Raw genomic sequence first — 25447 nt, forward strand, 5'->3', positions numbered from 1 at the left:
ATCCCGGCAGGATCATCCAGCTTGACTGTGCCTGCCGCGCCGTATGTCTGTGGCTGCCAGCCTGGGTGGTTGGCAGCCAGGAGCAAGGCCTCGTGCAGGCAGGGACAAGCCAGCCAGGCCGGTTTGCGATCAGATTCGGGTTTCGACTTGATGGCATAGGGGCGGGCGATGTTTCTCCAGACCAACAAACAGAGACTGGCGTTGACTGCGCAGGTGCAACGCGTGCTGACCGGCGAAACGGAGGACACGCCACAGCTCGACGCGTATCCGCAACTGCGCACCGTCCTTGAGCAGCATGCACGGCAGGTGGCGAGCGCGACTGCACATCTGCATCAGGTCGAAGCACAAGTGCAGGCGCAAACCCTGCAATGGCAGCACTGCGAGCGTGAGATGCACAGGGTTCGCCAGCAATTGGAGCAAGCCCTTGAGCGCGAGCAGGCGCTTGAAGTTCGTCTGGGCGAACACAGCCAGCATCTACAGCAACAACGCCAGGATGCGCAGATCTGGGAGTTGCTGCAATCGACCTTGACTGAAGGCTGCTGGGATATCACGGTCGTCAACGGTGACCTCCAGCACCCGGCCAGTGGCATGCGCTTTTCCAGTCAGTTCCGTTCGCTGCTGGGGTATGGGCCGGATGACTTGCCCGATGGCTGGGATGCCCAGGTCGGCATCACCCACCCGGACGACTTGCCCAAGATCATGGCCATTTTCGATCAGGAAATCCTTGGCTCCCAGGGCAGCGGTGAATACGTCTTCGAATACCGGATGCGCCACAAGACCCGGGATTACATCTGGTGTCGTGAACGCGGTCGGGCGGTACGCGACTCGCATGGGCAACTGGTGCGGGTCATTGGTGCGGTGCGTGATATCAGCGATGAGCGCTCGGCCCAGTCCACCCATCAGCGCATGCTCGAACAGAACCAGGTGACCTACGCCCAGATTGCCACGGTGGTGGGGGTGATCAAGGGCATTGCCGACCAGACCAATCTGCTCGCCTTGAACGCCGCGATTGAAGCCGCCAGGGCCGGAGATGTCGGGCGCGGTTTCTCAGTCGTGGCCGATGAGGTGCGCAAGCTGGCGCAGAGCACCCGGCAGGCGACCCATCAGATCCAGACCATGTTGCATCAGCACAAACAGTAAGCCGAGCGGGAGCTGCCGTCGGGGCAGCTCCCGCCACGTTCAGAACGCAACCGCCACGGTTCTGGCCGTTGAACATCGAGTCCCAGTCCTTGGAGTAACGGCTGTAGCGATAGGTCAGGTCCGGTGTCCAGGGCAGGTCGGCGAAGGTGTAGCCGGCTTCGCCGTACCAGGCTTTCTCCGGGCCCGCGTCCTTGTCCTGCCAGGCGTACTCGAAGGAGAAGTGGGCGTTTTCGATGCCAGCATTGCCGGCGCCGCGCAGGCTGTAGATGTCCATGCCTTCGTGCTGTTTCTGGAAGTTGCTGGCGTAGCGGTCATCGACATCGATGCCATGGATATAGGCCAGCCCCAGGGTGCCAGGCGCGGCGGTGTATTCCAGGGTTGGCCGTCCCGTAGAAACTGCCCAGGTTGCCGAGTGTCTGGTCGATACTCAGGCCATACTTAATGAAGCCTTCGCGCCAGCTTGAACCACCGGTGGAGCCGTCGTAGTTCTTGCGGCTGTTGAACAGCCCGTAGACCGCCAGGAAGTTGCCGATGACGGTGGTATCTTCGTCGGAATAAAGCTCATAAGCCTGGGCCGGTGAATCGGCGACCAGCAGGGCGATGCCCAAGCCGATGGGCATTGCGCAGCAGAGGTGTACGGCGTGTGTGCCCCATGGTGGAATTCCCCAGTGCGATTGGACAGTAGAGCGCGCATTAAGGGGAGAGGTACCCAGGGAAGTCTTTCACCTGCCTGCCATGGAGTTGATCCAGGCCGCCAGCGCGGCGGTGTTGGCAGGCAGCAACAAAACCGGCGGCAGACATGGGCAAGACGCCCGGCGCGGTGCGGCGCAGAGTAAGGCTACACGCAACGCCGTTTCGATCAGGGACTGGTTGGGGAAGGCATGATCGCCGGTTCCTGGACGGCTGTGGCATCCATACTAAAAATCCGCTTTCGAGGACCTTGCACCATGTCGATCAATGACAGGCTCACCGAGCACTTGAACCGGGGTTCGGTGGGCTTTCCCACCGCGTTGGCCAGCACCATTGGCCTGATCATGGCAAGTCCCGTGATTCTCACCGCGACCATGGGCTTTGGCATTGGCGGCAGCGCCTTTGCCGTGGCGATGCTGATCGCCGTGGTAATGATGCTGGCCCAGGCGACGACGTTTGCCGAGGCGGCGTCGATTCTCCCGACCACCGGCTCGGTCTATGACTATATCAACTGTGGCATGGGACGTTTCTTCGCGATTACGGGCACCTTGTCGGCCTATCTGATCGTCCATGTGTTCGCCGGAACCGCCGAGACCATCCTGGCCGGCGTCATGGCCCTGGTGAACTTCGAACACCTCAACACCCTGGCCGAATCGGCAGGTGGCTCCTGGTTGCTGGGCGTGGGGTTCGTGGTGGTCTTTGGCGTGCTCAACGCGTTCGGCGTCAGCGCCTTTGGCCGGGCCGAAATCATCCTGACGTTCGGCATGTGGACCACCCTGATGGTGTTCGGCGTGCTGGGCCTGATCGCCGCTCCGGCAGTGGAGTTGGAGGGCTGGTTCGGCGCGTCCGTGGTGGGCACCGATATGGTCACGGTGCTGTCGCTGGTGGGCATGGCCATGTTCATGTTTGTCGGCTGCGAATTCGTCACGCCGCTGGCACCGGACCTGCGCCAGTCCGCCCGGACCATGCCCCGGGCCATGATGCTGGGCTTGTTCAGCGTCGCCACCTGCATGTTCATCTACGGTGCGGCGATGAAGCGCCAAGTGGAAAACGTGCTGCTCGATGCCACCAGCGGCGTGCATCTGCTGGATACCCCCATGGCGATTCCACGCTTCGCCGAACAGGTCATGGGCGATATCGGCCCGATGTGGCTGGGCATTGGCTTTCTGTTTGCCGGTGCGGCGACCATCAACACCCTGATGGCCGGCGTACCGCGGATTCTCTACGGCATGGCGGTGGACGGTGCGTTGCCGAAAATCTTCACCTATCTGCACCCGCGCTTCAAGACGCCGTTACTGTGCATCCTGGTGGCGATGCTGATTCCGTGCCTGCACGCGTGGTGGCTGGGCGGCAATACCGACAACATCATGCACCTGGTGCTGGCCGCGGTGTGCGCCTGGAGTTTTGCCTACCTGCTGGTGACCGTGTCGGTGGTCAGCCTGCGGATTCGTCGTCCCGATCTGCCGCGGGCCTATCGCTCGCCGTGGTTCCCGTTGCCACAGATCCTGTCCAGTGTCGGCATTATGCTGGGCATGTGGTTCATCACACCGCCCGGCATGAACCCGGCAGACATCTACGTGCCCTTCGCGGTGATGCTCGGTGGCACGGCAGCGTACGCCTTGTTCTGGACCCTGGTGGTACAGAGGGTCAATCCATTCAAGCCAGCGTCGGTAGAAGACGTGCTGGCCAAGGAGTTCTCCCATGAACCAGGGCAACTTGCGGGCGAGTTTGTCGACCCTGCTGCAAAAACTGTCTGAGTTGTTCAGCGCCCAGCGCACCCCGGCCGGGTATCGGCCCGGGGTGACCCTGGAACACCTGCGGCGCAACCTGGCGCTGGCGCGATTCGAGGTGGCGGGCCCGACTACGGCGACGGCAGCCACCGACGATGGCAGCTTGCAGTTGGAGATCGTCGAACGCACCGAGTCGCAGTTGTTGATGCACCTGGTGATGACCGAGTTCGTCCTGCGCGTGCCTGCCTCCCGAGAGGGCACGGCGCGCCTGGAGCTGCACCACGGCGGGGCTGTTCGGCGCAGTGGTATTCGCTGCCGGCAGCGGGACGGGCGCAGTGACCTGGCGGCCCGGTTGCAGGCGGCGGTGGAGCAGGATCTTGTGCTGTATCAGGCCCTCATGCCCCTGGATTTCAAACGGCTGCGCATCGATTTGCAGGGACGCCAGTGGTGCGTGCGCCTGGAACACATGGGCGGTAGCGAAGTGGTCAATCGCATGCCGGCCTTTCGTCGGTATATCCCGTTGAGCCGCGAGCAGCGCTGCGTCTTGTTGGCAACCTTGAGCGGTCTGCAGCGGGTACTGGCAACGCTCTGATTCTGTTGTGCTGCCCTGGCATCATTCCTGCTACTGCTCTGGCGATCAGGTACTTGTTGCGTGCATATAGATAACATGTTAACTATTGCCGCACAAAAACAATAAGCCACTGCGGAGAATGCCATGAGCATGCAACAGGTTGGGCAGGACGGTCTGGACACCTGGAACCGGGATCTGCGGGCGACTTGCGGCCACTTCGATACCGAGCTGGCCTTCAATCGTTCGCTGTTTATTGGTGAAGTGTCGAATTTCCATCGGGGTGGCCTTACCCTCGCGAACCTGCGCACCAACGCCGGTAGCATCAAGCGTCACCTACCCAACGCGGATCACGACGATGACCAGGATTGCTTCCTGGTCAGCCAGCGCAGCGGCTACTGCCGCATTACCCAGAACGGCTTGAGCATTCAGCTGGCACCCGGTGAACTGCTGCTGATGGATTCCGTGGGGGCGCTTGAGATCAGCCCGTTCGGCCTGATCGAGCACGCGGTGCTGTCCTTGTCTCGCCAGGACGTGTCGCGACAACTGGGCGGGGAGACCAAGACTTTCGGCAAGGTTTCGTCCAGCAAGGCGTGTGGGCGGATGCTGCATGTCTTGATGGACCAGCTGTGCAGGGACACACCCGACGGCGAGGGCGCCGCGGGCGAGGGTGAAGCGTTGCAGAGTGCCTTCGTTTCGCTGTTGGGCTCGGCCTTGGAGCACAGTAGCGATGCCCGTGATGAGGGGGTTGCGTTGCAGGGCAGCCATCTGCGCAGCTATGTACAGAAGGTCATCGACGAGTCACTGACCCAGCCCGGCCTCAGCCCGGTGGGCCTGGCCAATCGACTGAATATTTCGGTGCGGCATCTGTATCGATTGTTCGAAGAGCAGGATGACAGCGTTTGCCGCTATATCCAGCGGGCCCGGCTCAAGCGCAGCGCTGATGACCTGACCAATCCGTTCCTGCGGGACGAGTCCATTACCTCGATTGCCTACAAATGGGGCTTTACCGATTCGGCGCATTTCAGCCGTTCGTTCAAGAAGCAGTTCGAGCTGTCGCCCAAGGAGTTTCGTTCCAGCCGTTTGCAGGAGGGGCAAGGGATGGCTTGAATGAGGTCGTCGTTGACTGGATGATCGCTATCGCGAGCTTGCTCGCGATGACGGTGGTCCATCCACCCTCACCGCAAGCTGACTCCCCCCACTCAGGTTCAGACCTCCGGCAACGTCGAACCCCCGTCGACCACCAAAGTCTGCCCGGTCACATAACTGGCCAGGCTCGATGCCAGGTACAGCATGGCGCCGGCGATGTCACTCGGTTGGCCCAATCGACCCAGCGGCACTCGGCGGGCAATGTCCTGGTTGACTTCATCGTCGCCCAGGTTGGCCATGGCCGGTGTCGCGATCATGCCCGGCTCGACCCCATTAACGCGGACATTCTCGGCCGCCAGTTCCAGCGCGGCATTGCGAATGAAACCATTGACCCCGGCCTTGGAGGCCGCGTAGTGGCTGAGCCCTGGATACGCCACCCGCGGGCCGGTGACCGAAGAGGTCACCAGCACGCAGCCTCGGCCCTGGCGTCGGAACATCGGTAGCGCGGCCTGGGTCAGCCAGAACAGCGCCGACAGGTTCACCGCCAGCGTACGCTCGAGCATCGACGGGGTGATCTCGGCGAACGGTGTCAGCGGAAAATACCCGGCGTTGTGCACCAGGGTATCCAGCCTCCCCAAGCGCTGCTCCAGCTCGGCCATCATCCCGAAGACCGCCGTTGCGTCGGCCAGGTCAACCCCCACCGCTTGTACCTGACAGCCCTCGGCAGTCAATTCGTCGGCCACCGCTTCGGCGCGCGCCAGGCCAAGGTCGGCGATGACCACGCGAGCCCCACGCAGGGCAAACGCTTCAACGATGGCCCGGCCAATGCCCTGGGCGCCGCCCGTGACCAATACGGTCTGGCCGCTGAAATCCAGATCCTCAGACATCGCTGGCCGCCATCCGGCTGAAGGCCAGTGTCGGTACATCGACAATGTTGGAGCCGCCATCGGCCACCAGCGTCGCCCCGGTGATGATCGACGCATCAGGGGAGGCCAGGAAACGGCAGACGTTGGCGATTTCCTCCGCACTGGCCGGCCTGCGCAACGGCACGTCGGCGCAGACCCGGTCATACGCCTGTTGCAACGTTTCGCCATGGAACTGCATCAGTGCCTGCATTTCTTCATCGGCCATGGGGGTGCGGACCCAACCTGGGCAGACTGCATTCACCCGTACGCCGTGAAGCCCGTAATCCCTTGCCAGGGAGCGGTTGAGGCCCAACAGCGCATGCTTGGCTGTGGTGTAGCCGCACACGTGGGGGCCTGCCGCCAACGAAGCAATGGAGGCAATCAGCACAATGTTGCCGGCGCTTTCCTGCAGCAGTGGCAGGCACGCCCGGGCGCTGTAGAAGGCGCTGTCGAGGTTGCTGCGCAGGGCCGCTTCCCAGGCCGATGGCTGAGTCCCAGTGGCGCTGCCCATGCCCAAACCACCGGCACAGGCGAGCAGCACGTCGAGTCGGCCATGACGCGTGAAAATCTGCTCGACGAAGCCGTCCCAAGTGTTCGGACAGGCCGCATCGCCCACCAGCACCAGGCCGCCGATGTCCTCGGCGAGTGCTTCCAGGGGCTCGCGACGGCGGCCGATCAGCACCAGGTTGGCGCCTTCGGCGGCATACAGGCGGGCGCAGGCGGCGCCAATGCCGGTACCGGCACCGGTGATCACCACGGTACGTGATTCAGGCATCGGGATACTCCGTCTGATTGAGTACCTGGCAGTAGGAACTGACCGGGAAATTGGAGAACTCATCGAACGACGCACCGGCGTAGCCGAAGATCTTGCCGTCGCTGCGGTGCTGTTGCAGGTCGATCAGCACCAGGCCCAGGGTCGGGATGATTTTTTCCCGCCAGACGAACAGGTACAACTGATCGGCGATCTTGTAGGTGTCGCAGCGATCGGTGTCGCACAGGCCTTGTTCAACGCCCTTGAGACACTGCCACGAGTAGAACTGGTCGTTGAGGTAAATGTGTTCGTAGACTTCGCTCGGGCTGTAGCGATACAGGTTGCGCAGCCCCACCAGTTCGGTGGTCGGTGCGTGCGGGCACAGGCCAGGCTGCCAGGGACGATCGAGGCTGCCGTGCAGGAACTGCGCTTGAACCGAGGTCAGGGGCTTGCCGGCCAGCGCCCGGCTGTAGAGGCCTTCGCCGGTTTCTTGCTGGCTCGGCATGCGGCCGATCACGGCGGTGAAGGCGGCGTTGGCGGTATCGAGCACCAGGCTTACCGACAGCGTCAGCTCGCCTTCGCGCTTGATGAAGTCCACCAGGTACAGGCCCGGGCGTACGGATGTGGCCCGGTAGGTCGCGCTGCCGTTGGAGTGCCCATCGGCGGCGTTCCAGGTCAGGGTGTCCTGCTCGAAGCGGTGCTCGATCTGCCAGCCATTGGCGAAATGCAGGGTGAAGGTCTTGCTGTCCAGGTCGGCCAGGTTTGGCAGGATGAAAGCTTCGGGGGCAAAGCCATCGGCCAGGGCGCCGACGGTGATCCAGTCTGAAGATGTGCTCATTACAAGGCTCCGGTGGTTGAATTAGCCACACGGATCATGCGGTGCCGGGTAACGGCGGCCTATCAACCAAATGGTTGATCAGAGGAACAGTGCGCTGACCAACTCGGTACGGCTGCTCACACCTACCTTGCGAAACAGGTGGATCAGGTGAGTCTTGATGGTCGGCAAGCCCACCTCCAGCTCCCGGGCCAATTGCTTGTTGCTGACGCCTTGGCGCAGCAGCCAGGCAATCTGGCGCTCCTTGGGCGTCAAGTCGCCCAGTGGGTCCTCATGGCTGGGCAAATGGGCCGCGGCCAGTTGCAGCAAGGCCTGCAACGCGCTGAGTTGGCTTAGATGCTGACTGGTGAAGATGCCTTGCTCGGCAGTGCGCAGCAACGAAATCGCGGCTTGGGGCTGACCGTCCCGATGGGCGAAGACCTCCACCACGTCGACCACGCCGTAGCGCTGCAGGAAGTCGTGATAACGATGGTTGTCACGTCGCGGTTGGCGGGTCATCGCCAGGCTCAACGGCACCACGGCCAACTCGCTGGACACGCAGTGGCGCGGATGCAGCGGATCAAATTGGCGATAGTTGTCCAGATAGTCGCGGTGCATCTCGCCGCTCATCCTGTGCAGACTGAAGTCGTGGACCTGCAGTTGCCGATCAACGCAGTAGAACGCCGCCCGGCTGACGGGAACGAGCTGGGTAAATGCGTGCAGGCACTGGCCGGCGATGTCCTGGGTGGGGATGAGGTTCATGGTCGCACCTTCGCCGAGAGGGCTGCCGGTTGGGCCGACAGCCAAGTACGATCAGGCTACCGCGAAGTAGTGTTTGACGAAACTCTCGCTGACCACTTCCCACAGCACTGGCGTGCCCTTGGTCACGAACCAGCTGTCGCCGGCCTTGTAGCGGGTGCTCTGGCCGGTGGCCTCGTCGGTGAGCACCACTTCACCGGTGACCACGGTGGCTTGTTCGGCGAAGGGATAGACCATCCGGAACTTGCCTTGGGTGGTACCGAAGTAGGCGCTGCTGACGGGGTCGGTTGGTGCGCCGAAGGTCATCTTGCCGAAGGCTTTGACTTCGCCTTCGAGAATCTGCGAACCGAGATCGGCGACGGTGCCCCAGGCGTCCAGGTCGGACAGCTGGATGTCTTTTTTGACGGTGATAAGGGGCATGGCAGTGACTCCTGATGATTAAAAAATAGCGAAGTTGGAAGGGGGGCTTGTGGTGAGGGATTTATCCCCGCTGGGCGCGCAGCGACCCCTGAAAAAACCTGCATCTGTGCTGCTTATGGGGCTGCTTCGCAGCCAGCGGGGATAAATCCCTCGCCACAGGGTGTATGTTCAGCCACTCATCTCAGCGACGGCCGTTCCAGTAGCCCGACAGCTGATGCCAGGACTTGCCGGCGGTCAGCAGCAATGGACGAATGGCGTCTTTGCCGATGATGGTCGGGCGCCGGATCGAGCTGACCAGGTCGTAGCGCGCCGAGCCTTCGCTCATGCCTTCGGCCAGCACCTTGCAGATGATGTGGCTCGGCGTGACGCCAAAGCCTGAGTAACCCTGGACGAAAAACGCGTTGCTGCGCCCGGGCAGGGTACCGATCTGCGGGAACAGGTTCGGGCTGCACGCCATCGGGCCACCCCAGGCCAGGTCGATCTTCACGTCCTTGAGGTACGGGAAGATCTTCAGCATCAGGCGCCGGTTCCAGGCCTTGAGATCCTGGGGGATGTGCTCCACCAACGGCGTCGCAGCACCGAACAGCAGGCGGTTTTCGTTGGTGACGCGGTAGTAGTCGATCACCGGGCGAATGTCACTGTAGGCACCGCGAATCGGGCTGATGCGCTGGATCAGTTCGTCCGACAACGGCTCGGTCATCATCTGGAAGGCGTAGGTGTTGATGGTCGAGCGATGCAGCTCCGGTTCCAGCTTGTTGAGGAAACTGTCGCAGGCCCACAGCAGCTTGCTGGCCCTGACCGAGCCGCGCCCGGTACGCACGGTGATGCGCTCGCCATAACTGACTTCCAACGCCGGGCTGTTCTCGAAAATCCGTACGCCGTGGCTGACCAGGGCCTTGGCCTCACCCAATAACAGGTTCAGTGAGTGCACATGCCCGCCGCCCATGTGCAGCAAGGCGCTGCCGTAGGCCTTGGAACCGATGATCTGCTGCACCTCGGAGCCGCCGAGAAACCGGATCTCGTGTTTGCTATTGACTGACTTGAAGTCTTTTTCCCAGGCCCGCAAGGTTTTCTCCTGGCGCGCGTTGAAGCCCATGTAGCCGTAGCCGTGGCAGAAGTCGGCATCGATGGCGTACTTGGCGATACGGTCCTTGATGATGTCGGCGCCCAGGTCGCTGATCTCGAAGATCTGGCGCAGGCCGTCTTCACCCACGTCCTTCTTGATCTTTTCCAGGTCATGACCGATGCCGGCCATAATCTGCCCGCCATTGCGCCCAGTGCCGCCGAACCCCAGGTAACGCGCCTCCAGCACCACGATGTTGGTGATGCCTTTTTCGGCGAGCTCCAGCGCGGTATTGATCCCGGAGAAACCGCCGCCAATGACCACAACATCGGCGTCCACGTCCTGTTCCAACGTGGGGAAGCTGAGGTTGTATTTCTTGGTGGCCGTGTAATAGGTGGGCGTTTCGATATTGATCATGACGCAACCTGACAAAGTGAAAGGAAACTCCGTTGCCACGCCTTCGCAAGGCATTGCAGGGGATGGCCCTATTAAGAGCCTTGGCAGGGCGCTTGTCTTGATCATCCGTGCCGGGGGATTTGACCGAGCGCGCCATGGCGCCGAAAGCTGCCCCATGAAAAGTACAATCTTGGATCTGGAAGGTGCATTTTTCACCCGCCTGTGATTGCCCATACTGGACCGGCCTTAATCACTGATCCCGCTGTTTGCGCAACCTCAGGTTGCCGGGCAGAGACGGGATTGGCAGATGCCAATAATAAAAGAGCCTGTCCATGAAAAAGCCAAACCCGCTGCTCGAAGACCTCAAGCCCCTCCTGCCGGTCATTGCCGCCAATGCCTTCCAGGCGGAGAAAGACCGTAGCGTCCCTGCCGAAAATATAGCCTTGCTCAAAAGCATTGGCATGCACCGGGCCTTCCAGCCGAAACCCTACGGTGGCCTGGAGATTTCCCTGCCGCAGTTCGCCGATTGCATCGCGCTGCTGGCCGGTGCCTGTGCCAGCACGGCCTGGGCCATGAGCCTGTTGTGCACCCACAGCCATCAGTTGGCAATGTTCCCGGCCAGGGCCCAGCAGGAAATCTGGGGCGATGATCCCGATGCCACTGCCAGCAGCAGTATCGCGCCGTTTGGCCGCACCGAGGAAGTCGAGGGCGGTGTGACGTTCAGCGGTGAAATGGGCTGGAGCAGCGGCTGCGATCATGCCGAATGGGCGATCGTTGGGTTTCGCCGTAAAAACGCCGAAGGCGCCCAGGACTATTGCTTTGCGGTGCTGCCGCGTAGCGACTATGAGATTCGCGATGACTGGTTCGCGGTGGGCATGCGCGGCAGTGGCAGCAAGACGTTGATCATCGACAACGCTTTCGTGCCGGAATACCGGATCCAGAAGGCCAAGGACATGATGGAGGGCAAGTCCGGCGGATTCGGCCTGTACCCCGATAGCAAGATCTTCTACTCGCCATACCGCCCTTACTTCGCCAGTGGTTTTTCCACGGTCAGCCTGGGCGTGGCCGAACGCATGCTGGAGGTCTTTCGCGAGAAGACCCGCAACCGCGTGCGGGCCTACACCGGTGCGGCAGTCGGTGCCGCTACCCCGGCGTTGATGCGTCTGGCCGAGTCGACTCATCAGGTGGCCGCGGCCCGTGCCTTTCTGGAGAAAACCTGGCAGGAGCACGCCGAATACGGTGAGCGCCACGAATACCCCAGCCGGGAAACCCTGGCGTTCTGGCGGACCAACCAGGGTTACGCCACCAAAATGTGCATCCAGGCCGTCGACCGCTTGATGGAGGCGGCTGGCGGCGGCGCCTGGTTCGAGAACAACGAGTTGCAACGGCTGTTCCGCGACGCCCACCTGACCGGCGCCCATGCCTATACCGACTACGACGTTTGTGCGCAGATTCTCGGTCGTGAGTTGATGGGCCTTGAGCCTGATCCGTCCATGGTTTGACCGCCTGTTCGTTGTACCCCTAGAACAATAATCGAGGCCGTCGCTCGAGGCGGCCGGGAGTCTTGCATGTCCAGTCTTTGTGATACCGCTTTCGATACCCGCGCATTCCGCCGGGCCCTGGGTAACTTCGCCACCGGCGTGACCGTGGTCACCGCTGCCACTGAAGATGGCCGCAAGGTCGGTGTGACGGCCAACAGTTTCAATTCGGTGTCCCTGGACCCGCCATTGATCCTGTGGAGCATCGACAAGCGTTCGAGCAGCCATGGTGTGTTCGAAGCCGCCAGCCATTTTGCGGTGAACGTGCTGGCCGCCGACCAGATCGACCTGTCGAACAACTTCGCACGACCCAAGGAGGACCGCTTCGCTGAAATCGAATTCGAAACCGGCGAAGGCGGTGCCCCGGTGTTTGTCGATTGCTCGGCGCGTTTTCACTGTGAAAAATTCCAGCAGGTCGATGGCGGCGATCACTGGATCATGATCGGCAAGGTCGTGGCGTTTGATGATTTCGGACGCTCTCCATTGCTCTATCACCAGGGCGCCTACTCGATGGTGCTGCCCCACACTCGCATGACCAGACGGGAAGAGGGTCAGTCCCCCAGCAGTCACTTCCAGGGGCGCTTGAGCCACAACCTGTATTACCTGATGACTCAGGCACTGCGGGCTTACCAGGCAAGCTACCAGCCGCGTCAGTTGTCCACCGGCTTGCGCACCAGTGAGGCACGAATGCTGATGGTGCTCGAGAACGATGCCGGGCTGAACCTGTGCGACTTGCAGCGGGAGGTGGCGATGCCGGTGCGCGAAATCGAAGAAGCCGTGGCCAACCTCAAGCGCAAGGGCCTGGTGACCGATGAAGGCGAACGGGTACGCCTGACTGCCAAGGGCATGGATGAGACCGAAGGGCTCTGGGCTATCGCCAAGGAACAGCAGGACAAGGTGTTCGGCCAGTTCGGCGAGGCCCAGGTGGAGCATTTCAAAGCGGTGCTCAAGGGTGTGATCAAGGGCGCTTGAGCTGAAACATGCATCAAGGCTTGGCACCAACCCCTGTGGCGAGGGAGCTTGCTCCCGCTGGGCCGCGAAGCGGCCCCAACACTCCAAGCTCAGATTGCCTGACACTCCGCTGCGACTGATCCAGGGGCTGCTGCGCACCCCAGCGGGAGCAAGCTCCCTCGCCACAGAGGCCTCGCTTGATCCAGATTCTGTGAACGGATGGTCCGACATGGGTTGGAAGCTGTTAAGATTTAGTTAACTCATTAACTAACTCTTCTCGCGAACCCCATCCATGCCCAAGCCGCGCCAATCCTTGACTCTGACCCTGCTCCAGGCCCGTGAAGCGGCCATGGGTTTTTTCCGGCCTTCCCTCAATCAACATGGCTTGACCGAGCAGCAATGGCGAGTCATCCGCATTCTTAGCCAGCACGATGAGCTGGAGATCAATCGCCTGGCCGAATTGGCCTGCATCCTCAAGCCCAGCATGACCGGCGTGCTGGTGCGCATGGAGGCGGCAGGCATGGTGGTGCGGCGCAAGGCTGAACAGGATCAGCGGCGAGTGCTGGTGCGCCTGGCGCCGCAAGGGCAGGCGAGCTTCGATTCGATGAGCCAGAGCATGGAAGCGAACTATCAGCGTCTGCAGGACAAGTTAGGGGAGGAAAAATTGCAGACGCTTCTGGGGTTGCTCAATGACCTGAAGGCGATCAGGCGCTGAGGCTGGTCTACTTTTGTGGTGAGGGAGCTTGCTCCCGCTGGCAGGCCCAAAAGTCTTGAATTCACTGTCGGATTCAAGGGGCCCGCTTCGCGACCCAGCGGGAGCAAGCTCCCTCGCCACGGGGTTTGTGGTGCTGTCAGTACACACCGCCAGCCGCAGGCTTTGGTGTGTCCTTGAACGTCGCCGCCAATGTCTGCAAGCCCCGCATCAACACCGTCGTATCCACGCCCACCGCGACAAACGCCGCGCCGAGTTCGATATAGCGCCGGGCCAGTTTTTCATCGGCACTGAGAATCCCGGCTGCCTTGCCGGCCTGACGGATGCGGGCGATGGCGTCTTCGATGGCCGCTTGTACCTGCGGGTGGCCGGGGTTGCCGCGAAAACCCATGGAGGCGCTCAGGTCCGCCGGGCCGATAAAGACCCCATCGACACCGTCCACCGCGGCAATGGCGTCCAGGTTAGCCAGGCCCTCGCGGCTTTCGATCTGCACCAGCAAACACATCTGCTCGTCGGCTTTGTCGAGGTAACCGGGGATGCTGTTCCAGCGTGACGCCCGGGCCAGTGCGCTGCCGACACCGCGTACGCCATGGGGCGGGTAGTGGATGGCGCGCACCAGTTCGCGCGCCTGGTCGGCGCTTTCCACCATCGGCACCAGCAGGGTCTGCACGCCAATATCGAGCACTTGCTTGATCAGCGCCGTGTCACCGATCACTGGGCGTATCACCGGCTGGCTGGGGTAGGGGGCCACGGCCTGGAGCTGGCCGAGCAAGGTGCGCAAGTCGTTGGGCGCGTGTTCACCGTCGATCAGCAGCCAGTCGAAGCCGGCGTTGGCCGCCAGTTCCGCACAGTAGGCATCGGCCAATCCCAGCCACAGGCCGATCTGCGCCTCGCCGCTGCGCAGGCGTTGCTTGAAGGTATTGATGGGCATGTCCATGAAACGGTCTCCGATCAGACGAAACGGCAGGCGATGGAGCCGAGCATGTCGTAGTCGACATGGAAGGTATCGCCGGGGTTGGCTGCCACGGGGCGGGTGAAGGAACCACCGAGAATGATCTGTCCCGGTTGCAGGGTGACGTCATAGGCCGCCAGCTTGTTCGCCAGCCAGGCCACCCCTTTGGCCGGGTGATTGAGCACCGCCGCCGAGACGCCGGACTCTTCGATCACGCCGTTGCGGTACAGCACCGCCGGCACCTTGCGCAGGTCGATCTCGGTCGGGAGTACGGCGCGACCGCCCATGACCACGCCGGCATTGGCGGCGTTGTCGGAAATGGTGTCGAACACCTTGCGGGTCGCCTTGGTCTGCGGGTCGATCTGCTGGATGCGCGCATCGATGATTTCCAGCGCCGGAATCACCCATTCGGTGGCGTCGAGCACGTCGAAAACCGTCACATTCGGGCCTTTCAAGGGCTTGCCGAGGATGAACGCCAGCTCCACTTCCACCCGCGGCACGATGAAACGCTCGAACGGGATGTCGGTGCCTTCGTCAAAGAACATGTCGTCCAGCAGCGCGCCGTAGTCCGGCTCGGTGATGTTCGACGACACCTGCATGGCCCGGGAGGTCAGGCCGATCTTGTGGCCGACCAGCTTGCGGCCGTCCTTGATTTTCTGCGCGACCCAGGCGCGCTGAATGGCGTAGGCATCCTCGATCGTGATGTCCGGGTGATCGAGGGAAAACTGCCGCACCTGCTCGCGGGAGCGTTCGGCATGGTCGAGGCGGGCGGCGGCTTGTTGGATGAGGTTCTGGTCAAGCATGGCAAGGGTCTCTTATTGAGGGTTGACGATGGCGGCCTGTGTGCGCAGCACCAGCAAGCCACCAAGGGCGATGAGCAGGGCCAGCACATACAAGGCGAGGCTGGCGCTCTGGGTGGTGTCGCGCATCCAGCCGATCAGGTAGGGCGCGAAGAATGAGGCGATGCTGCCGAAGGAGCTGATCAGCGCGATACCGGCGGCCTGGGTGCCGTTGGACAGGAAGGCTGGCGGCAGCTGCCAGAACATCGGCAACGCCGCACTGGCGCCCATGCCGGCGACAATCAGGCCGCTGAGCACCAGGATTGGATTGCCGGGTGAGAACCCGGTGACCGCAATGCCCAGCGCGGCCATCAACAGCGGTACGCACAGGTGCCAGCGACGTTCGCGATGGCGGTCGGAGGAGCGCCCGCAGCCGATCATGAAGAAACAGCCGGCCAGGTAGGGCACCGCGCTGAGCAGCCCGACCTTGCCGTCGCTGCCGATGCCGGCGCCATGGATCAGGGTGGGCATCCAGAAGGCCAGGGTATTCACCGCCAACATCACGGCAAAGTACACCGCCACCAACAACCAGACCTGCGGATTGTTGAGAATCGCCGAAAACGAGGTGATGGATTTGCGCTGTTCTTCAAGGCTCAGTTGTTCGCGCAGCTGCTGCTTGGCGTGCGGTGTGAGCCACTTGACCGTCTCGAAATCGTCCGGCAGGCATTTGAGCACAACAAGGCCGAGCAGGATCACCGGCAGCCCTTCGATGACGAACATCCACTGCCAGCCACGCAAACCGCCAACATCATGGAAGTGCTCGAGAATGCCGCCGGACAAAGGCCCGCCAATCACCCCGGCCATCGGCACGGCGATGGCGAACAACGCGGTCACCTGGGCCCGGCGCCGGGCCGGATACCAACGGTTGAGAAAGACCAGGATGCCAGGAAAGAAACCGGCCTCGGCCACGCCCAGCAGAAAGCGCAACACGTAGAAACCGGCGGCGCTGTCGATAAGGAACATGCCGGTGGACAAAGCGCCCCAGACCACCATCAGCGTGGCGATCCAGCGCCGCGGACCGACCCGGTCCAGGGCCATGTTGCTGGGCACCCCAAACAGCGCATAGGCGATGAAGAACAGCCCTGCGCCGAAGCCGTAGACCGTGTCGCTGAACTGCAGGTCGGCGCTCATCTGCATCTTCGCGAAGCCGATGTTGATGCGATCAAGGTGGGCAAAGAGGTAACAGACCAGCAGCAGCGGCATCAGCCGCCAGGTGATGGTGGCATGGGTGCGGTCGTGCGCGACGGTGCCGGCGGTGTTGGCGGTATGGGCTGTGCTCATGATCTTGTACTTTTTGTCAGAGAGGCCGATGGGGAACGCGAGGCAGACGGATTCAGGTGGCCTGGCCCTTGAGGAAGGCGTGGACGTTGTTGGCCTTGAAATTGAGCTGTTCGTGCAGCTCGATCATCTCGAACGACAGGGCCAGCAGGCGCTGGGCCTGGAGCTCGGCAAAGTGCGCGGTGATCACCTCGAAGAGTTTTTCCGCGACTTTCTGGCGCGTGGCCAGGTCGCGGCCGTGGCCGACTTTCAAGGTCATGTGTACGAAGGCGTAGTCGTGCTTGCCGTCGGCCATGCGCCAGGTGTCGAGGCGCACGCCCCGGCTGCGGATGCCGCCCAGGGGGAACACGCCGCTGTCGCCCAGCAAGGCGTGGACCTTTTCAAACAGGTCGGGCAGGTCGGCTTGTTGTTCGATGTTGTCGGTGTATTCAGCGATGAAATGCGGCATGGGGGCCTCCTGCGTCGGCAGCTTTGAGTGGTGAGCTACAAGCGGCAAGTTGCAAGCGATCAGCTTTTAGCTTGCGGCTTGCAGCTGCTGTTCAGACTGGAAAAATGGCGTTGATCTGTCCGGTGCCGGAGCTGCCGAAAGGCTCGGTGATGATTTCGGCAGGCTTGTCGTAGTCCGGCCCGCCGAGCAACCCCAGCAGCATCGCCGTGTCATGCATCTTGCCTTCGCCGAAGCAGTGTTCGGCATAGTCCGGGAGCATCGCGCAGAACTCTTTCCAGCGGCCCTGACGCCACATCTCGACGACGTGCAGGTCGACCTGCTTGTCGAACTCCCGCGTCCAGTTGTGGATGTTGGCTTCAGCGTTGCGATCGTCGGAGAAACGGTGCGACAGCGAGCCGGACGCGAGCACCAGGACCTTGCGGTCGCTTTTTTCGATGGCCCGGCGCACGGCGGCGCCGAAGGTGAAGCTGTCTTGCAGGCGGTGCCAGGCGCACCAGGCAGCAATCGATACGACGTCGAATTTCTGTTCCTGAGGGACGTCCATGTGCATGTAGCGCATCGGCACCAGCGTGCCGTATTCCAGTTCAAGGCTTGGGATGTTGTGGGCCAGGGTGCGCACATCGGCGGCATTGGCCTCGGCGGCGATCAGCTCGCCCAGTTCCGGGGCGCCTGAGTATTCGTACTCCATGTTCTTGATGAAGTGCGGCAGCTCGTTGCTGGTGTAGATGCCCTTGAAGTGCGCGCCGCTGTTGACGTGATAGGCGCTGTTGACCAGCCAGTGCACGTCGAACACCACGGCGGTGTCGGCCCCCAGCTCACGGGCGCGACGGCCGATTTCCTTGTGGCCGGCAATCGCGGCGGCGCGGCAACCGTGGTGCTTGCCGGGCAGCTCCGACAGGTACATCGAGGGAACGTGGCAGATTTTCGCAGCCAGGACGACTTCGCCCATGATGATTCTCCTGAAAAGATTGTTCTTGTTGGATCTTGGATAATCGGTGAATCGGGTGTTGATGATGAGTTGTGGCGAGGGAGCTTGCTCCCGCTCGATTGCGCAGCAATCGTCAGGAAAAGCGGGGCTGCTTCGCAGCCCAGCGGGAGCAAGCTCCCTCGCCACAGGGTTCATCACTTACCTTGGGTTAAACACCCCATCGCGGTATGTGATGACTGCCCATGGAGATGCAAACGTTCTTGATCTCGGCAAACACTTCAAAGCTGTACTGTCCGCCTTCGCGGCCGGTTCCGGAACCCTTCACGCCGCCGAAAGGCTGGCGCAGGTCGCGCACGTTCTGGCTGTTGATGAACACCATGCCGGCCTCGATGCCATGGGCCAGGCGATGGGCCTTGCCAATGTCCTGGGTCCAGATGTACGAAGCCAGGCCATATTCGGTGTCGTTGGCCAGTTGCAGGGCCTCGGCTTCATCCTTGAACGGGATCAGGCACACCACCGGGCCGAAGATTTCTTCCTGGGCGATGCGCATCTTGTTGTTGACGTCGGCGAACACCGTCGGCTGGATGAACTGGCCACGGCTCAGGTGGGCAGGCAAATTGGCCGGACGCTCCAGGCCACCGGCCAGGAGGGTGGCGCCCTCTTCGAGGCCGATCTTGATGTAGCCGGTGACCTTGTCGTAATGGGCCTGGGTGATCATCGAACCGACCTGGGTCTTCGGGTCCTGCGGATCACCGACGATCAGGCGTTTGGCGCGGGCGGCAAACTCGGCCACGAATTGCGGGTAGACGCTTTCCTGGATGAAGATCCGGCTGCCGGCGGTGCAGCGTTCGCCATTGAGGGAAAAAATGGTGAACAGCGCGGCGTCGAGGGCGCGTTCCAGGTCGGCGTCTTCGAAAATCAGTACCGGCGACTTGCCGCCCAGTTCCATCGAGTACTTTTTCAACCCGGCGGTCTGCATGATTTTCTTGCCGGTGGCGGTGCCCCCGGTGAAGGAGATCGCCCGTACATCCGGGTGGCGCACCAGCGCGTCGCCGGCGGTGGCGCCGTAGCCTTGGATCACGTTCAATACGCCATTGGGAATGCCGGCCTCGACGGCCAGGCGCCCCAACTCGTTGGCGGTCAGCGGCGACAGCTCGGACATCTTCAGCACGGCCGTGTTGCCCAGGGCCAGGCACGGCGCCGTTTTCCAGGTCGCGGTCATGAACGGCACGTTCCAGGGCGATACCAGCGCGCAGACACCCACCGGTTGGTACAGGGTGTAGTTGAGCATCTGGTCGTCGACCGGATAGGTGTGACCGTCCATTCGCGTGCAGACTTCGGCAAAGAAATCGAAGTTGTGGGAGGCCCGCGGGATCAGCACGTTCTTGGTCTGGTGGATCGGCAAGCCCGTGTCGAGGGTTTCCAGTTCGGCCAGTTGCGGCACGTTCTGCTCGATCAGTTCACCGAGCTTGCGCATCAGCCGGGCGCGTTCCTTGGCCGGGGTATTAGCCCATTTCGGAAACGCTTCCTTGGCTGCCGCGACCGCTTGGGCCACTTCCTCGGCGCCGCCGCTGGCGACTTCGCCGATGGCCTCGCCGGTGGCAGGATTGTAGTTGACGAAGACGTCTTTGCTTTCGACCTCACGGCCGTCGATCCAGTGTTTGATCATGCTGCTCAAGCCTCTTTACGGGATGCGAAGAACTCGGCTTCGCTGACAATTCGATTGACCAGGCGACCGACGCCTTCCACTTCCACCACCACTTCATCACCGGGCACCACGTCCGCCAGGCCTTCCGGCGTGCCAGTGGCGATCATGTCGCCGGGCTGCAAGGTCATGAAGCTGGACAGGTATTCGATCAGGTACGGGATATCGAAAATCATGTCCTTCGTGCTGCCTTCCTGGCGCAACTGGCCGTTGATCCAGGTGCGCAGCTTCAGGTTGCTCGGGTCCGGCACATCGGCCACGTCGACAATCCATGGGCCGACGGGCGTTGTCGCGTCACGGTTCTTCACCCGCAGGTTGGGGCGGTAGTAGTTTTCCAGGTAATCGCGGATCGCGTAGTCGTTGCACACGGTGTAGCCGGCCAGGTATTCCAACGCATCCTCGCGCTTGACGTTGCGCGCCGCTTTGCCGATGACCGCCACGAGCTCGCACTCGTAGTGCATGTAGGCGACGTTGTCGGGACGCCAGGTCGCCCGGTTGTGGCCGGTGTAGGTGCCGGGGGACTTGATGAATGCCAGGGGCTCGGTCGGCGGCTTGAACGCCAGCTCGGCGGCGTGATCGGCATAATTCAGGCCCAGGGCGAACATGCTGCCGGTGGCCGGTGGCAGCCACTGGACCTGGTCCTCGGCCAGCAGGCGACCGTCCGCCAGGCGTACAGCGTTGTGAGCTTCAACGGTGACGGCTTGATCCTGGCCTTCAAAACGAATGCGCGCGTGTTTCATGAACCTGCTCCTGTTTCCTCGGCCACGATGATATTGACCAGACGCCCCAGGCCGCTGATGTCTACTTCGACACGGTCACCGGGCAGTACGTCGACCCGGCCTTCAGGCGTGCCGGTGATCAGCACGTCGCCAGCATGCAAGGTCATGAACTCGCTGATCTCGGCGATCAGTTGGGGGATGTTGCGAACGAAGTTGGCGGTGCTGTTCTGCTGGCGAACCTCGCCGTTGACGTACAGCGTGATCGCCAGGCTGTGAGGGTCGGACACCTGAGTGGTGGGCACCAGTTCCGGGCCCATGGCGCAGAAGCCGTCCCGGCACTTGGCCTTGACGGCGGGGCGGTAATAGCTGTCTTCCGGGAGGCTGAATTCATTGATGAGGGTGTAGCCGGCCACGTAGTCCAGGGCTTCGGCGGCGCTGACGCGACTGGCTGACTTGCCCATGACCACGCCAAGCGCCGGCCCTGGTTGCAGTGTTTCGCTGCGACCGGGGTGAACCACCTCGGCACCGTGCCAGTTGCGGGTGTTGGGGGTCTTGATGAACAGCACGGGCTTGAGCGGCGGTTTTTGGTAGGGCGGTTGCTCGAACTCGGCGAGGCGCTGTTTCAGCAGCCCCTGGTAGTTCAGCGCGACCCCGAACAGGGTGCCGGTCGCGACGTCATGCAGGGCTCGGCTCATGCTTGTCTCCTGGCGATGCAGAGGGTGAGGGCTCTGCGGTTATTGTTAATGTGTTAACAGTTATAATTAAGATGTTAACTATCGTCAAGCGTGACAGAATGAGCGGGCACTGGTTGCCTTGCCGGATTCGGTGCAGGATGAATGCGGCAGGTATCTGGACCAGAATAAGAAAATGAGTACTGCGTGATGACTGACCGTCAGCCGATCCCCAACATCAACATTGGTCAGGTGTACGACCAGCGCTACAGCGATGCCGAAGTGCATTACGACCGACTCGCCAACCTGGCGGATTTTTTCGGTCGCAACATGCCGGTTCATCGTCACGACCGGTTCTTCCAGGTGCACTACGTCAAGAGCGGCACCGTGCGCGTATATCTCGATGACCAGCAGTACGTCGAATCCGGGCCGATGTTCTTCCTCACGCCACCGACCATTCCCCATTCCTTCGTGACCGAGGCCGACAGTGACGGGCATGTGCTGACGGTGCGCCAGCAATTGGTGTGGCAGTTGATCGACGCCGACCCAAGCCTGGCGCCGGCGGGCGTGCAAATGCCGGCGGCCTGCGTAGCGCTGGCGCAACTGGGGCCTGGGCAGGCGGGGGAGGTGCGGCGGTTGGAGTACCTGTTCGAGGAGTTGAGTGAGGAGGTGACGGCCGGGCGCCCGGGGCGCAGCGCAACACTGGACGCATTGACGCGGCTGATCATGATCAGCCTGCTGCGGTTATGTTCCAACTCCCTGGAGGCCAGGCCGGCCCGGCATGAAGACCTGAAGATCTTTCACCGCTTCAACGAGTTGATCGAGGCCCACTACCTGCAGCATTGGCCGTTATCGCGCTACGCCGAAGGCATCGGCGTGACCGAGGCGCGCCTCAATGACGTGTGCCGACGCATCGCCGACCTGCCTTCCAAGCGCCTGATCATGGAGCGGCTGATGCAGGAGGCCAAGCGCCTGTTGCTGTTCACCGGCAGCTCGGCCAATGAAATCTGCTACCAGCTCGGGTTCAAGGACCCGGCGTATTTCAGTCGGTTTTTCCAGCGTTACGCCCAACTCACGCCGGGGGAGTATCGCCAGCGGCAATCAGGGTTGCGCTGAGCGCTTGCAGCGCTGTGATAGCGACACTAAGCTGCCGACTCGCCCATCCACACAGTTCGAACATGGCCAACCCCAGACCCTCATTGACCCTGACGCTGTTGCAAGCCCGCGAAGCGGCGATGGCTTTTTTTCGACCGGCGCTGAACCAGCATGACCTCACGGAACAACAATGGCGGGTGATCCGCATCCTGCATCAGCAAGGGGAGCTGGAAAGCCATCAGCTCGCCCACCAGGCGTGCATCCTCAAACCGAGCATGACCGGTGTACTCAGTCGCCTGGAGCGTGACGGTCTGGTGCGGCGGCAGAAGTCCAGCCAGGATCAGCGGCGGGTCTTTGTCGGGCTGACCGAGCGCGGCCAGCAGTGCTTCGTGTCCATGAGCGAGGGCATGGAAGGCAACTATCGACGGATCGAAGAGCAGTTTGGCGAGGAAAAGATGGAGCAGTTGCTCGGGTTGCTCAATGAGCTGAAGAACATCAAGCCCTGAGGTTTGAGCCACAAGCCATGAGTAGCCATCCGCTTTTGTGGCTAGGGAGCTTGCTCCCGTTCGACTGCGAAGTAGTCGCAAAACCAGCCGACCGGTGACTGAACGAGTGGGAGGGGGCAGGGGGCTGCTACGCAGCCCAACGGGAGCAAGCTCCCTCGCCACAAAATCGCTTCACACCGCGCTACGTTCACGCAACTCCTGCAACCGATCAGCCCCGCCTTCAGCCACGCGATTCTCGATCAAGCGATCGGAGCCGCCCTCGGCCACGCGATTCTGGATCAAACGATCAGACCCGCCTTCAGCCAGTTGATGCGCAGTCTGGGCTGGGGCGCTCTTTGCCGAGGCTGCGTTCGACAGACCGACGCCGCCAACCAGTGTCAGGGCGATTGCAAGAGACGAAAGTTTCGAGAAGTTGAACATGGTGATTCTCCTTGCGCTTGATTGAGTGGGCCGGTGGCAACGAACGTGTTGCTGTCCGGTGATCACAGTTAAACGCGCAGATGTATCGACGATGTGTGCCAAGAAGGGACGAAATCCATCATTTCGTATCAGGCCGCGTTTCCTATACAAACCGATACAAATCTTGTTGGTGTGGCAGCTCAATGCGATGAAAAACGCCAATTGTCTGGTCGATAATCGCACGCTTTGCAGTGTGCGCCTGCCTGGGATATTGACCAAACTAACCGGGTGGTACATTTTAGCGACAGCTGTCTCGCCCGACGAGGCAAAGACCATAATAAAAATAGAGGAACACCCATGCCTACCCGAGCACCGCAAGCTTTCTCCTTGATCTGTCTTTGCAGCGCATCTTCCAGTCTCCCAGGTTCGATCCTATAGCGACCCCATGCTGTTGCGGTTTTATCGCGCCAGTAGGGTGTGGGCGCTCGACAAGCCTCTGAGGCCTTCAAGATGACAAAAGTGGTGAATCTGTATTTCAAGCTGCTCAAGCTGCTGATCGTGCTATGCATGCTCGCGATGATCTTGCTGGTGTTCGGCAATGTGGTGCTGCGCTATGCCTTCAACTCGGGCATCAGTGTGTCGGAGGAGCTGTCGCGCTGGTTCTTCGTCTGGATGATTTTTCTCGGTGCCCTGGTGGCGCTCAAGGACCGTGCTCACCTGGGCATGGACAGCCTGGTCAAGCGCTTGCCGCCGGCAGGCAAGCGTATCTGCCTGGTCATCAGTCATCTTTTGATGTTGTACATCTGCTGGCTGATTTTCAGTGGCAGCTGGCAACAGGCTGCGATCAACCTGAATGTCGTTGCTCCGGCGTCAGGATTGTCCATGGCGCTGTTTTATGGTGCCGGCCTGGTGTTTGGCGCCAGTGCCGCAGCGATCCTGCTTTACGAGCTCTACCTGGCGCTGTTCGGCAAGCTGGGGGATGACGAGTTGGTGATGGTCAAGGACAACGATGCCGAGGTGCTCACCCATGACCCCATTGCCCATAACCCTACAAAGAGTACCCGCCCATGACGCTGGTTATTTTCCTCGGGTCTCTGGTGGGCAGCATGGCACTGGGCATGCCCATCGCGTTTGCCTTGCTGGTGGTCAGTGTGGCGTTGATGTTCTACCTGGATCTGTTCGACGCGCAAATCATCGCCCAGAACCTGCTCAACGGCGCGGACAGCTTCCCGCTGATGGCCGTGCCGTTCTTCATGTTGGCCGGCGAAATCATGAACGTCGGCGGCCTGTCCAAACGCATTGTCAATATTGCCATGGCGCTGGTGGGGCATAAGCGCGGAGGCCTGGGTTACGTGGCGATCATCGCTTCCTGCCTGTTGGCTTCGCTCTCCGGTTCGGCCGTGGCCGATGCGGCGGCACTGGCGGCTTTGTTGGTGCCGATGATGGTGCTGGCCGGGCACAACCGAGGGCGCTCGGCCGGGCTGATCGCCGCCGGTAGCATCATCGCACCGGTCATTCCGCCGAGCATCGGTTTCATCGTCTTTGGCGTGGCGTCCGGGGTGTCGATTTCCAAGCTGTTCCTGGCCGGTATTGTGCCGGGCCTGATGCTGGGGGCTTCGCTGGCTGTTGCCTGGTGGTACATCTCCCGCAGCGAGAACGTCGAGACACCGCCCAAGCGTTCCCGTGCCGAAGTGCTGCGCACGTTGCTCGACGGCAGTTGGGCGATGGGCCTGCCCTTGATCATCATCCTGGGCCTCAAGTTCGGCATCTTCACCCCCACGGAAGCCGCCGTGGTCGCGGCGGTCTATTCGCTGTTCGTGTCCTTGGTGATCTACCGGGAAATGAAAGTCAGCCAGTTGTACGAAGTGATTCTGTCCTCCGCCAAGACCACCTCGGTGGTGATGCTGCTGGTGGCGGCGGCCATGGTTTCATCGTGGCTGGTGACCATCGCCGATCTGCCGGGCCAGTTGGCGGAAATGCTGGCGCCCTTCATGGACAACCAGACCCTTCTGTTGCTGGTGATGATGGCGCTGATCATCCTGGTGGGGACGGTGATGGACATGACCCCGACCATCCTCATCCTCACCCCGGTGCTGATGCCGGCGGTCATCCAGGCGGGGATCGACCCGGTGTACTTCGGCGTGCTGTTCCTGATCAACACAGCCATCGGCCTGATCACGCCTCCCGTGGGCACGGTGCTCAACGTGGTCTGCGGGGTGGCGAAGCTGGACTTCGAGGAAATCGTGCGTGGGGTGTGGCCGTTCATGTTTGCGCAGTTTGTGGTGCTGTTCTTGTTGGTCCTGTTTCCGCAATTGGTCCTGGGACCGTTGAAATTCTTCACCGGATAACACCGGTGCTGGCTAGCTCGACCTTAAAACAAT

General features: G+C 61.6%; 26 protein-coding genes and 1 pseudogene. 11 read left to right on the plus strand and 16 right to left on the minus strand.

The window, feature by feature from the left end:
* Positions 1-168 precede the first annotated feature (168 nt).
* The gene (locus tag BM300_RS31540; RefSeq protein ID WP_092141278.1) at positions 169-1140 is read left to right on the plus strand and encodes a methyl-accepting chemotaxis protein; all 972 of its coding nucleotides are present in this window, start codon (positions 169-171) and stop codon (positions 1138-1140) included.
* Between the two features lie 52 nt (positions 1141-1192).
* Here BM300_RS31540 and BM300_RS19065 read toward each other — a convergent pair.
* Positions 1193-1794, minus strand: a pseudogene (locus tag BM300_RS19065) (hypothetical protein); the annotation flags it as partial.
* Positions 1795-2087: 293 nt separating this feature from the next.
* On the opposite strand from BM300_RS19065, the gene BM300_RS19070 reads away from it, so the two are divergent.
* The 3 genes from BM300_RS19070 to feaR all read left to right on the plus strand — a co-directional run bounded on the left by BM300_RS19070 (position 2088) and on the right by feaR (position 5238).
* On the plus strand, positions 2088-3587 hold the full coding sequence (locus BM300_RS19070; protein WP_092141271.1) for an APC family permease: 1500 nt from the start codon (positions 2088-2090) through the stop codon (positions 3585-3587).
* On the plus strand, positions 3532-4152 hold the full coding sequence (locus tag BM300_RS19075) for a DUF3156 family protein (RefSeq protein ID WP_170862075.1): 621 nt from the start codon (positions 3532-3534) through the stop codon (positions 4150-4152). Before BM300_RS19070 ends, BM300_RS19075 begins: the two co-directional genes overlap by 56 nt.
* Positions 4153-4275: 123 nt before the next feature.
* A complete protein-coding gene (feaR, locus tag BM300_RS19080; protein ID WP_092463627.1) occupies positions 4276-5238 on the plus strand; it encodes a transcriptional regulator FeaR in 963 nt (320 codons plus the stop codon).
* Between the two features lie 98 nt (positions 5239-5336).
* On the opposite strand, the gene BM300_RS19085 is transcribed toward feaR, so the two are convergent.
* The 6 genes from BM300_RS19085 to BM300_RS19110 form a co-directional block, all read right to left on the minus strand.
* Positions 5337-6104: an SDR family oxidoreductase gene (locus tag BM300_RS19085; protein WP_092141266.1), complete on the minus strand. Its 768-nt coding sequence runs from the start codon at positions 6102-6104 to the stop codon at positions 5337-5339.
* The gene (locus BM300_RS19090; protein WP_092463628.1) at positions 6097-6897 is read right to left on the minus strand and encodes an SDR family NAD(P)-dependent oxidoreductase; all 801 of its coding nucleotides are present in this window, start codon (positions 6895-6897) and stop codon (positions 6097-6099) included. The genes BM300_RS19085 and BM300_RS19090 overlap by 8 nt, the downstream gene beginning before the upstream one ends.
* Entirely contained in the window at positions 6890-7711 is an 822-nt protein-coding gene (locus BM300_RS19095) for a molybdenum cofactor biosynthesis F family protein (protein WP_092463631.1), read from the minus strand. The genes BM300_RS19090 and BM300_RS19095 overlap by 8 nt, the downstream gene beginning before the upstream one ends.
* 78 nt (positions 7712-7789) lie before the next feature.
* The gene (locus BM300_RS19100; protein WP_092463634.1) at positions 7790-8449 is read right to left on the minus strand and encodes a helix-turn-helix transcriptional regulator; all 660 of its coding nucleotides are present in this window, start codon (positions 8447-8449) and stop codon (positions 7790-7792) included.
* Positions 8450-8500: 51 nt separating this feature from the next.
* On the minus strand, positions 8501-8866 hold the full coding sequence (locus BM300_RS19105; protein ID WP_063321387.1) for a cupin domain-containing protein: 366 nt from the start codon (positions 8864-8866) through the stop codon (positions 8501-8503).
* Between the two features lie 181 nt (positions 8867-9047).
* Positions 9048-10346 (minus strand): NAD(P)/FAD-dependent oxidoreductase, encoded by a 1299-nt coding sequence (locus BM300_RS19110; RefSeq protein WP_092141250.1) that lies wholly within the window; start codon positions 10344-10346, stop codon positions 9048-9050.
* Positions 10347-10657: 311 nt separating this feature from the next.
* Between BM300_RS19110 and BM300_RS19115 the strand changes: the two genes are divergently transcribed.
* From BM300_RS19115 to hpaR (BM300_RS19125), 3 genes are all read left to right on the plus strand, one after another.
* Positions 10658-11827 carry a p-hydroxyphenylacetate 3-hydroxylase oxygenase component gene (locus BM300_RS19115; protein WP_092463637.1) on the plus strand — a complete coding sequence of 390 codons (1170 nt, stop codon included), beginning with the start codon at positions 10658-10660 and terminating at the stop codon, positions 11825-11827.
* Positions 11828-11893: 66 nt separating this feature from the next.
* Positions 11894-12835: a p-hydroxyphenylacetate 3-hydroxylase reductase component gene (locus tag BM300_RS19120; RefSeq protein ID WP_072347828.1), complete on the plus strand. Its 942-nt coding sequence runs from the start codon at positions 11894-11896 to the stop codon at positions 12833-12835.
* Positions 12836-13106: 271 nt separating this feature from the next.
* Positions 13107-13529, plus strand: coding sequence for a homoprotocatechuate degradation operon regulator HpaR (hpaR, locus tag BM300_RS19125; RefSeq protein ID WP_092141241.1), 423 nt, complete (start codon positions 13107-13109; stop codon positions 13527-13529).
* 136 nt (positions 13530-13665) lie between these two features.
* Here hpaR (BM300_RS19125) and hpaI read toward each other — a convergent pair whose 3' ends face one another.
* The 8 genes from hpaI to BM300_RS19165 form a co-directional block, all read right to left on the minus strand.
* Entirely contained in the window at positions 13666-14463 is a 798-nt protein-coding gene (gene hpaI / locus BM300_RS19130; protein ID WP_063321382.1) for a 4-hydroxy-2-oxoheptanedioate aldolase, read from the minus strand.
* Between the two features lie 14 nt (positions 14464-14477).
* Positions 14478-15281, minus strand: a complete 804-nt coding sequence (gene hpaH, locus BM300_RS19135) for a 2-oxo-hept-4-ene-1,7-dioate hydratase (RefSeq protein ID WP_092463641.1) — start codon at positions 15279-15281, stop codon at positions 14478-14480.
* A 12-nt stretch (positions 15282-15293) separates the two neighbouring features.
* Positions 15294-16598 carry an MFS transporter gene (locus BM300_RS19140; protein ID WP_092141238.1) on the minus strand — a complete coding sequence of 435 codons (1305 nt, stop codon included), beginning with the start codon at positions 16596-16598 and terminating at the stop codon, positions 15294-15296.
* Between the two features lie 52 nt (positions 16599-16650).
* Positions 16651-17043 (minus strand): tautomerase family protein, encoded by a 393-nt coding sequence (locus tag BM300_RS19145; RefSeq protein WP_092345052.1) that lies wholly within the window; start codon positions 17041-17043, stop codon positions 16651-16653.
* A 91-nt stretch (positions 17044-17134) separates the two neighbouring features.
* The gene (gene hpaD, locus BM300_RS19150; protein WP_063321378.1) at positions 17135-17992 is read right to left on the minus strand and encodes a 3,4-dihydroxyphenylacetate 2,3-dioxygenase; all 858 of its coding nucleotides are present in this window, start codon (positions 17990-17992) and stop codon (positions 17135-17137) included.
* A gap of 187 nt (positions 17993-18179) precedes the next feature.
* Positions 18180-19640 (minus strand): 5-carboxymethyl-2-hydroxymuconate semialdehyde dehydrogenase, encoded by a 1461-nt coding sequence (gene hpaE, locus BM300_RS19155; RefSeq protein ID WP_092141229.1) that lies wholly within the window; start codon positions 19638-19640, stop codon positions 18180-18182.
* A 5-nt stretch (positions 19641-19645) separates the two neighbouring features.
* Positions 19646-20416, minus strand: coding sequence for a fumarylacetoacetate hydrolase family protein (locus BM300_RS19160; protein WP_092345054.1), 771 nt, complete (start codon positions 20414-20416; stop codon positions 19646-19648).
* Positions 20413-21090, minus strand: coding sequence for a fumarylacetoacetate hydrolase family protein (locus BM300_RS19165; protein WP_092141226.1), 678 nt, complete (start codon positions 21088-21090; stop codon positions 20413-20415). The genes BM300_RS19160 and BM300_RS19165 overlap by 4 nt, the downstream gene beginning before the upstream one ends.
* Positions 21091-21276: 186 nt before the next feature.
* Here BM300_RS19165 and hpaA point away from each other — a divergent pair, with 186 nt between their 5' ends.
* On the plus strand, positions 21277-22182 hold the full coding sequence (hpaA, locus tag BM300_RS19170; RefSeq protein ID WP_018613304.1) for a 4-hydroxyphenylacetate catabolism regulatory protein HpaA: 906 nt from the start codon (positions 21277-21279) through the stop codon (positions 22180-22182).
* 62 nt (positions 22183-22244) lie between these two features.
* Positions 22245-22667 (plus strand): homoprotocatechuate degradation operon regulator HpaR, encoded by a 423-nt coding sequence (hpaR, locus tag BM300_RS19175; RefSeq protein ID WP_063321373.1) that lies wholly within the window; start codon positions 22245-22247, stop codon positions 22665-22667.
* A 171-nt stretch (positions 22668-22838) separates the two neighbouring features.
* On the opposite strand, the gene BM300_RS19180 is transcribed toward hpaR (BM300_RS19175), so the two are convergent.
* Positions 22839-23087, minus strand: coding sequence for a phage infection protein (locus BM300_RS19180; protein ID WP_092463644.1), 249 nt, complete (start codon positions 23085-23087; stop codon positions 22839-22841).
* Between the two features lie 489 nt (positions 23088-23576).
* On the opposite strand from BM300_RS19180, the gene BM300_RS19185 reads away from it, so the two are divergent.
* Together BM300_RS19185 and BM300_RS19190 are read left to right on the plus strand one after the other, a co-directional pair.
* Positions 23577-24137: a TRAP transporter small permease gene (locus BM300_RS19185; RefSeq protein WP_092141220.1), complete on the plus strand. Its 561-nt coding sequence runs from the start codon at positions 23577-23579 to the stop codon at positions 24135-24137.
* Positions 24134-25414, plus strand: a complete 1281-nt coding sequence (locus BM300_RS19190; RefSeq protein WP_092141217.1) for a TRAP transporter large permease subunit — start codon at positions 24134-24136, stop codon at positions 25412-25414. Before BM300_RS19185 ends, BM300_RS19190 begins: the two co-directional genes overlap by 4 nt.
* Positions 25415-25447 lie beyond the last annotated feature (33 nt).

The sequence above is a fragment of the Pseudomonas sp. NFACC46-3 genome (assembly GCF_900114515.1).
Classification (GTDB): Bacteria; Pseudomonadota; Gammaproteobacteria; order Pseudomonadales; family Pseudomonadaceae; genus Aquipseudomonas; species Aquipseudomonas fluorescens_Q.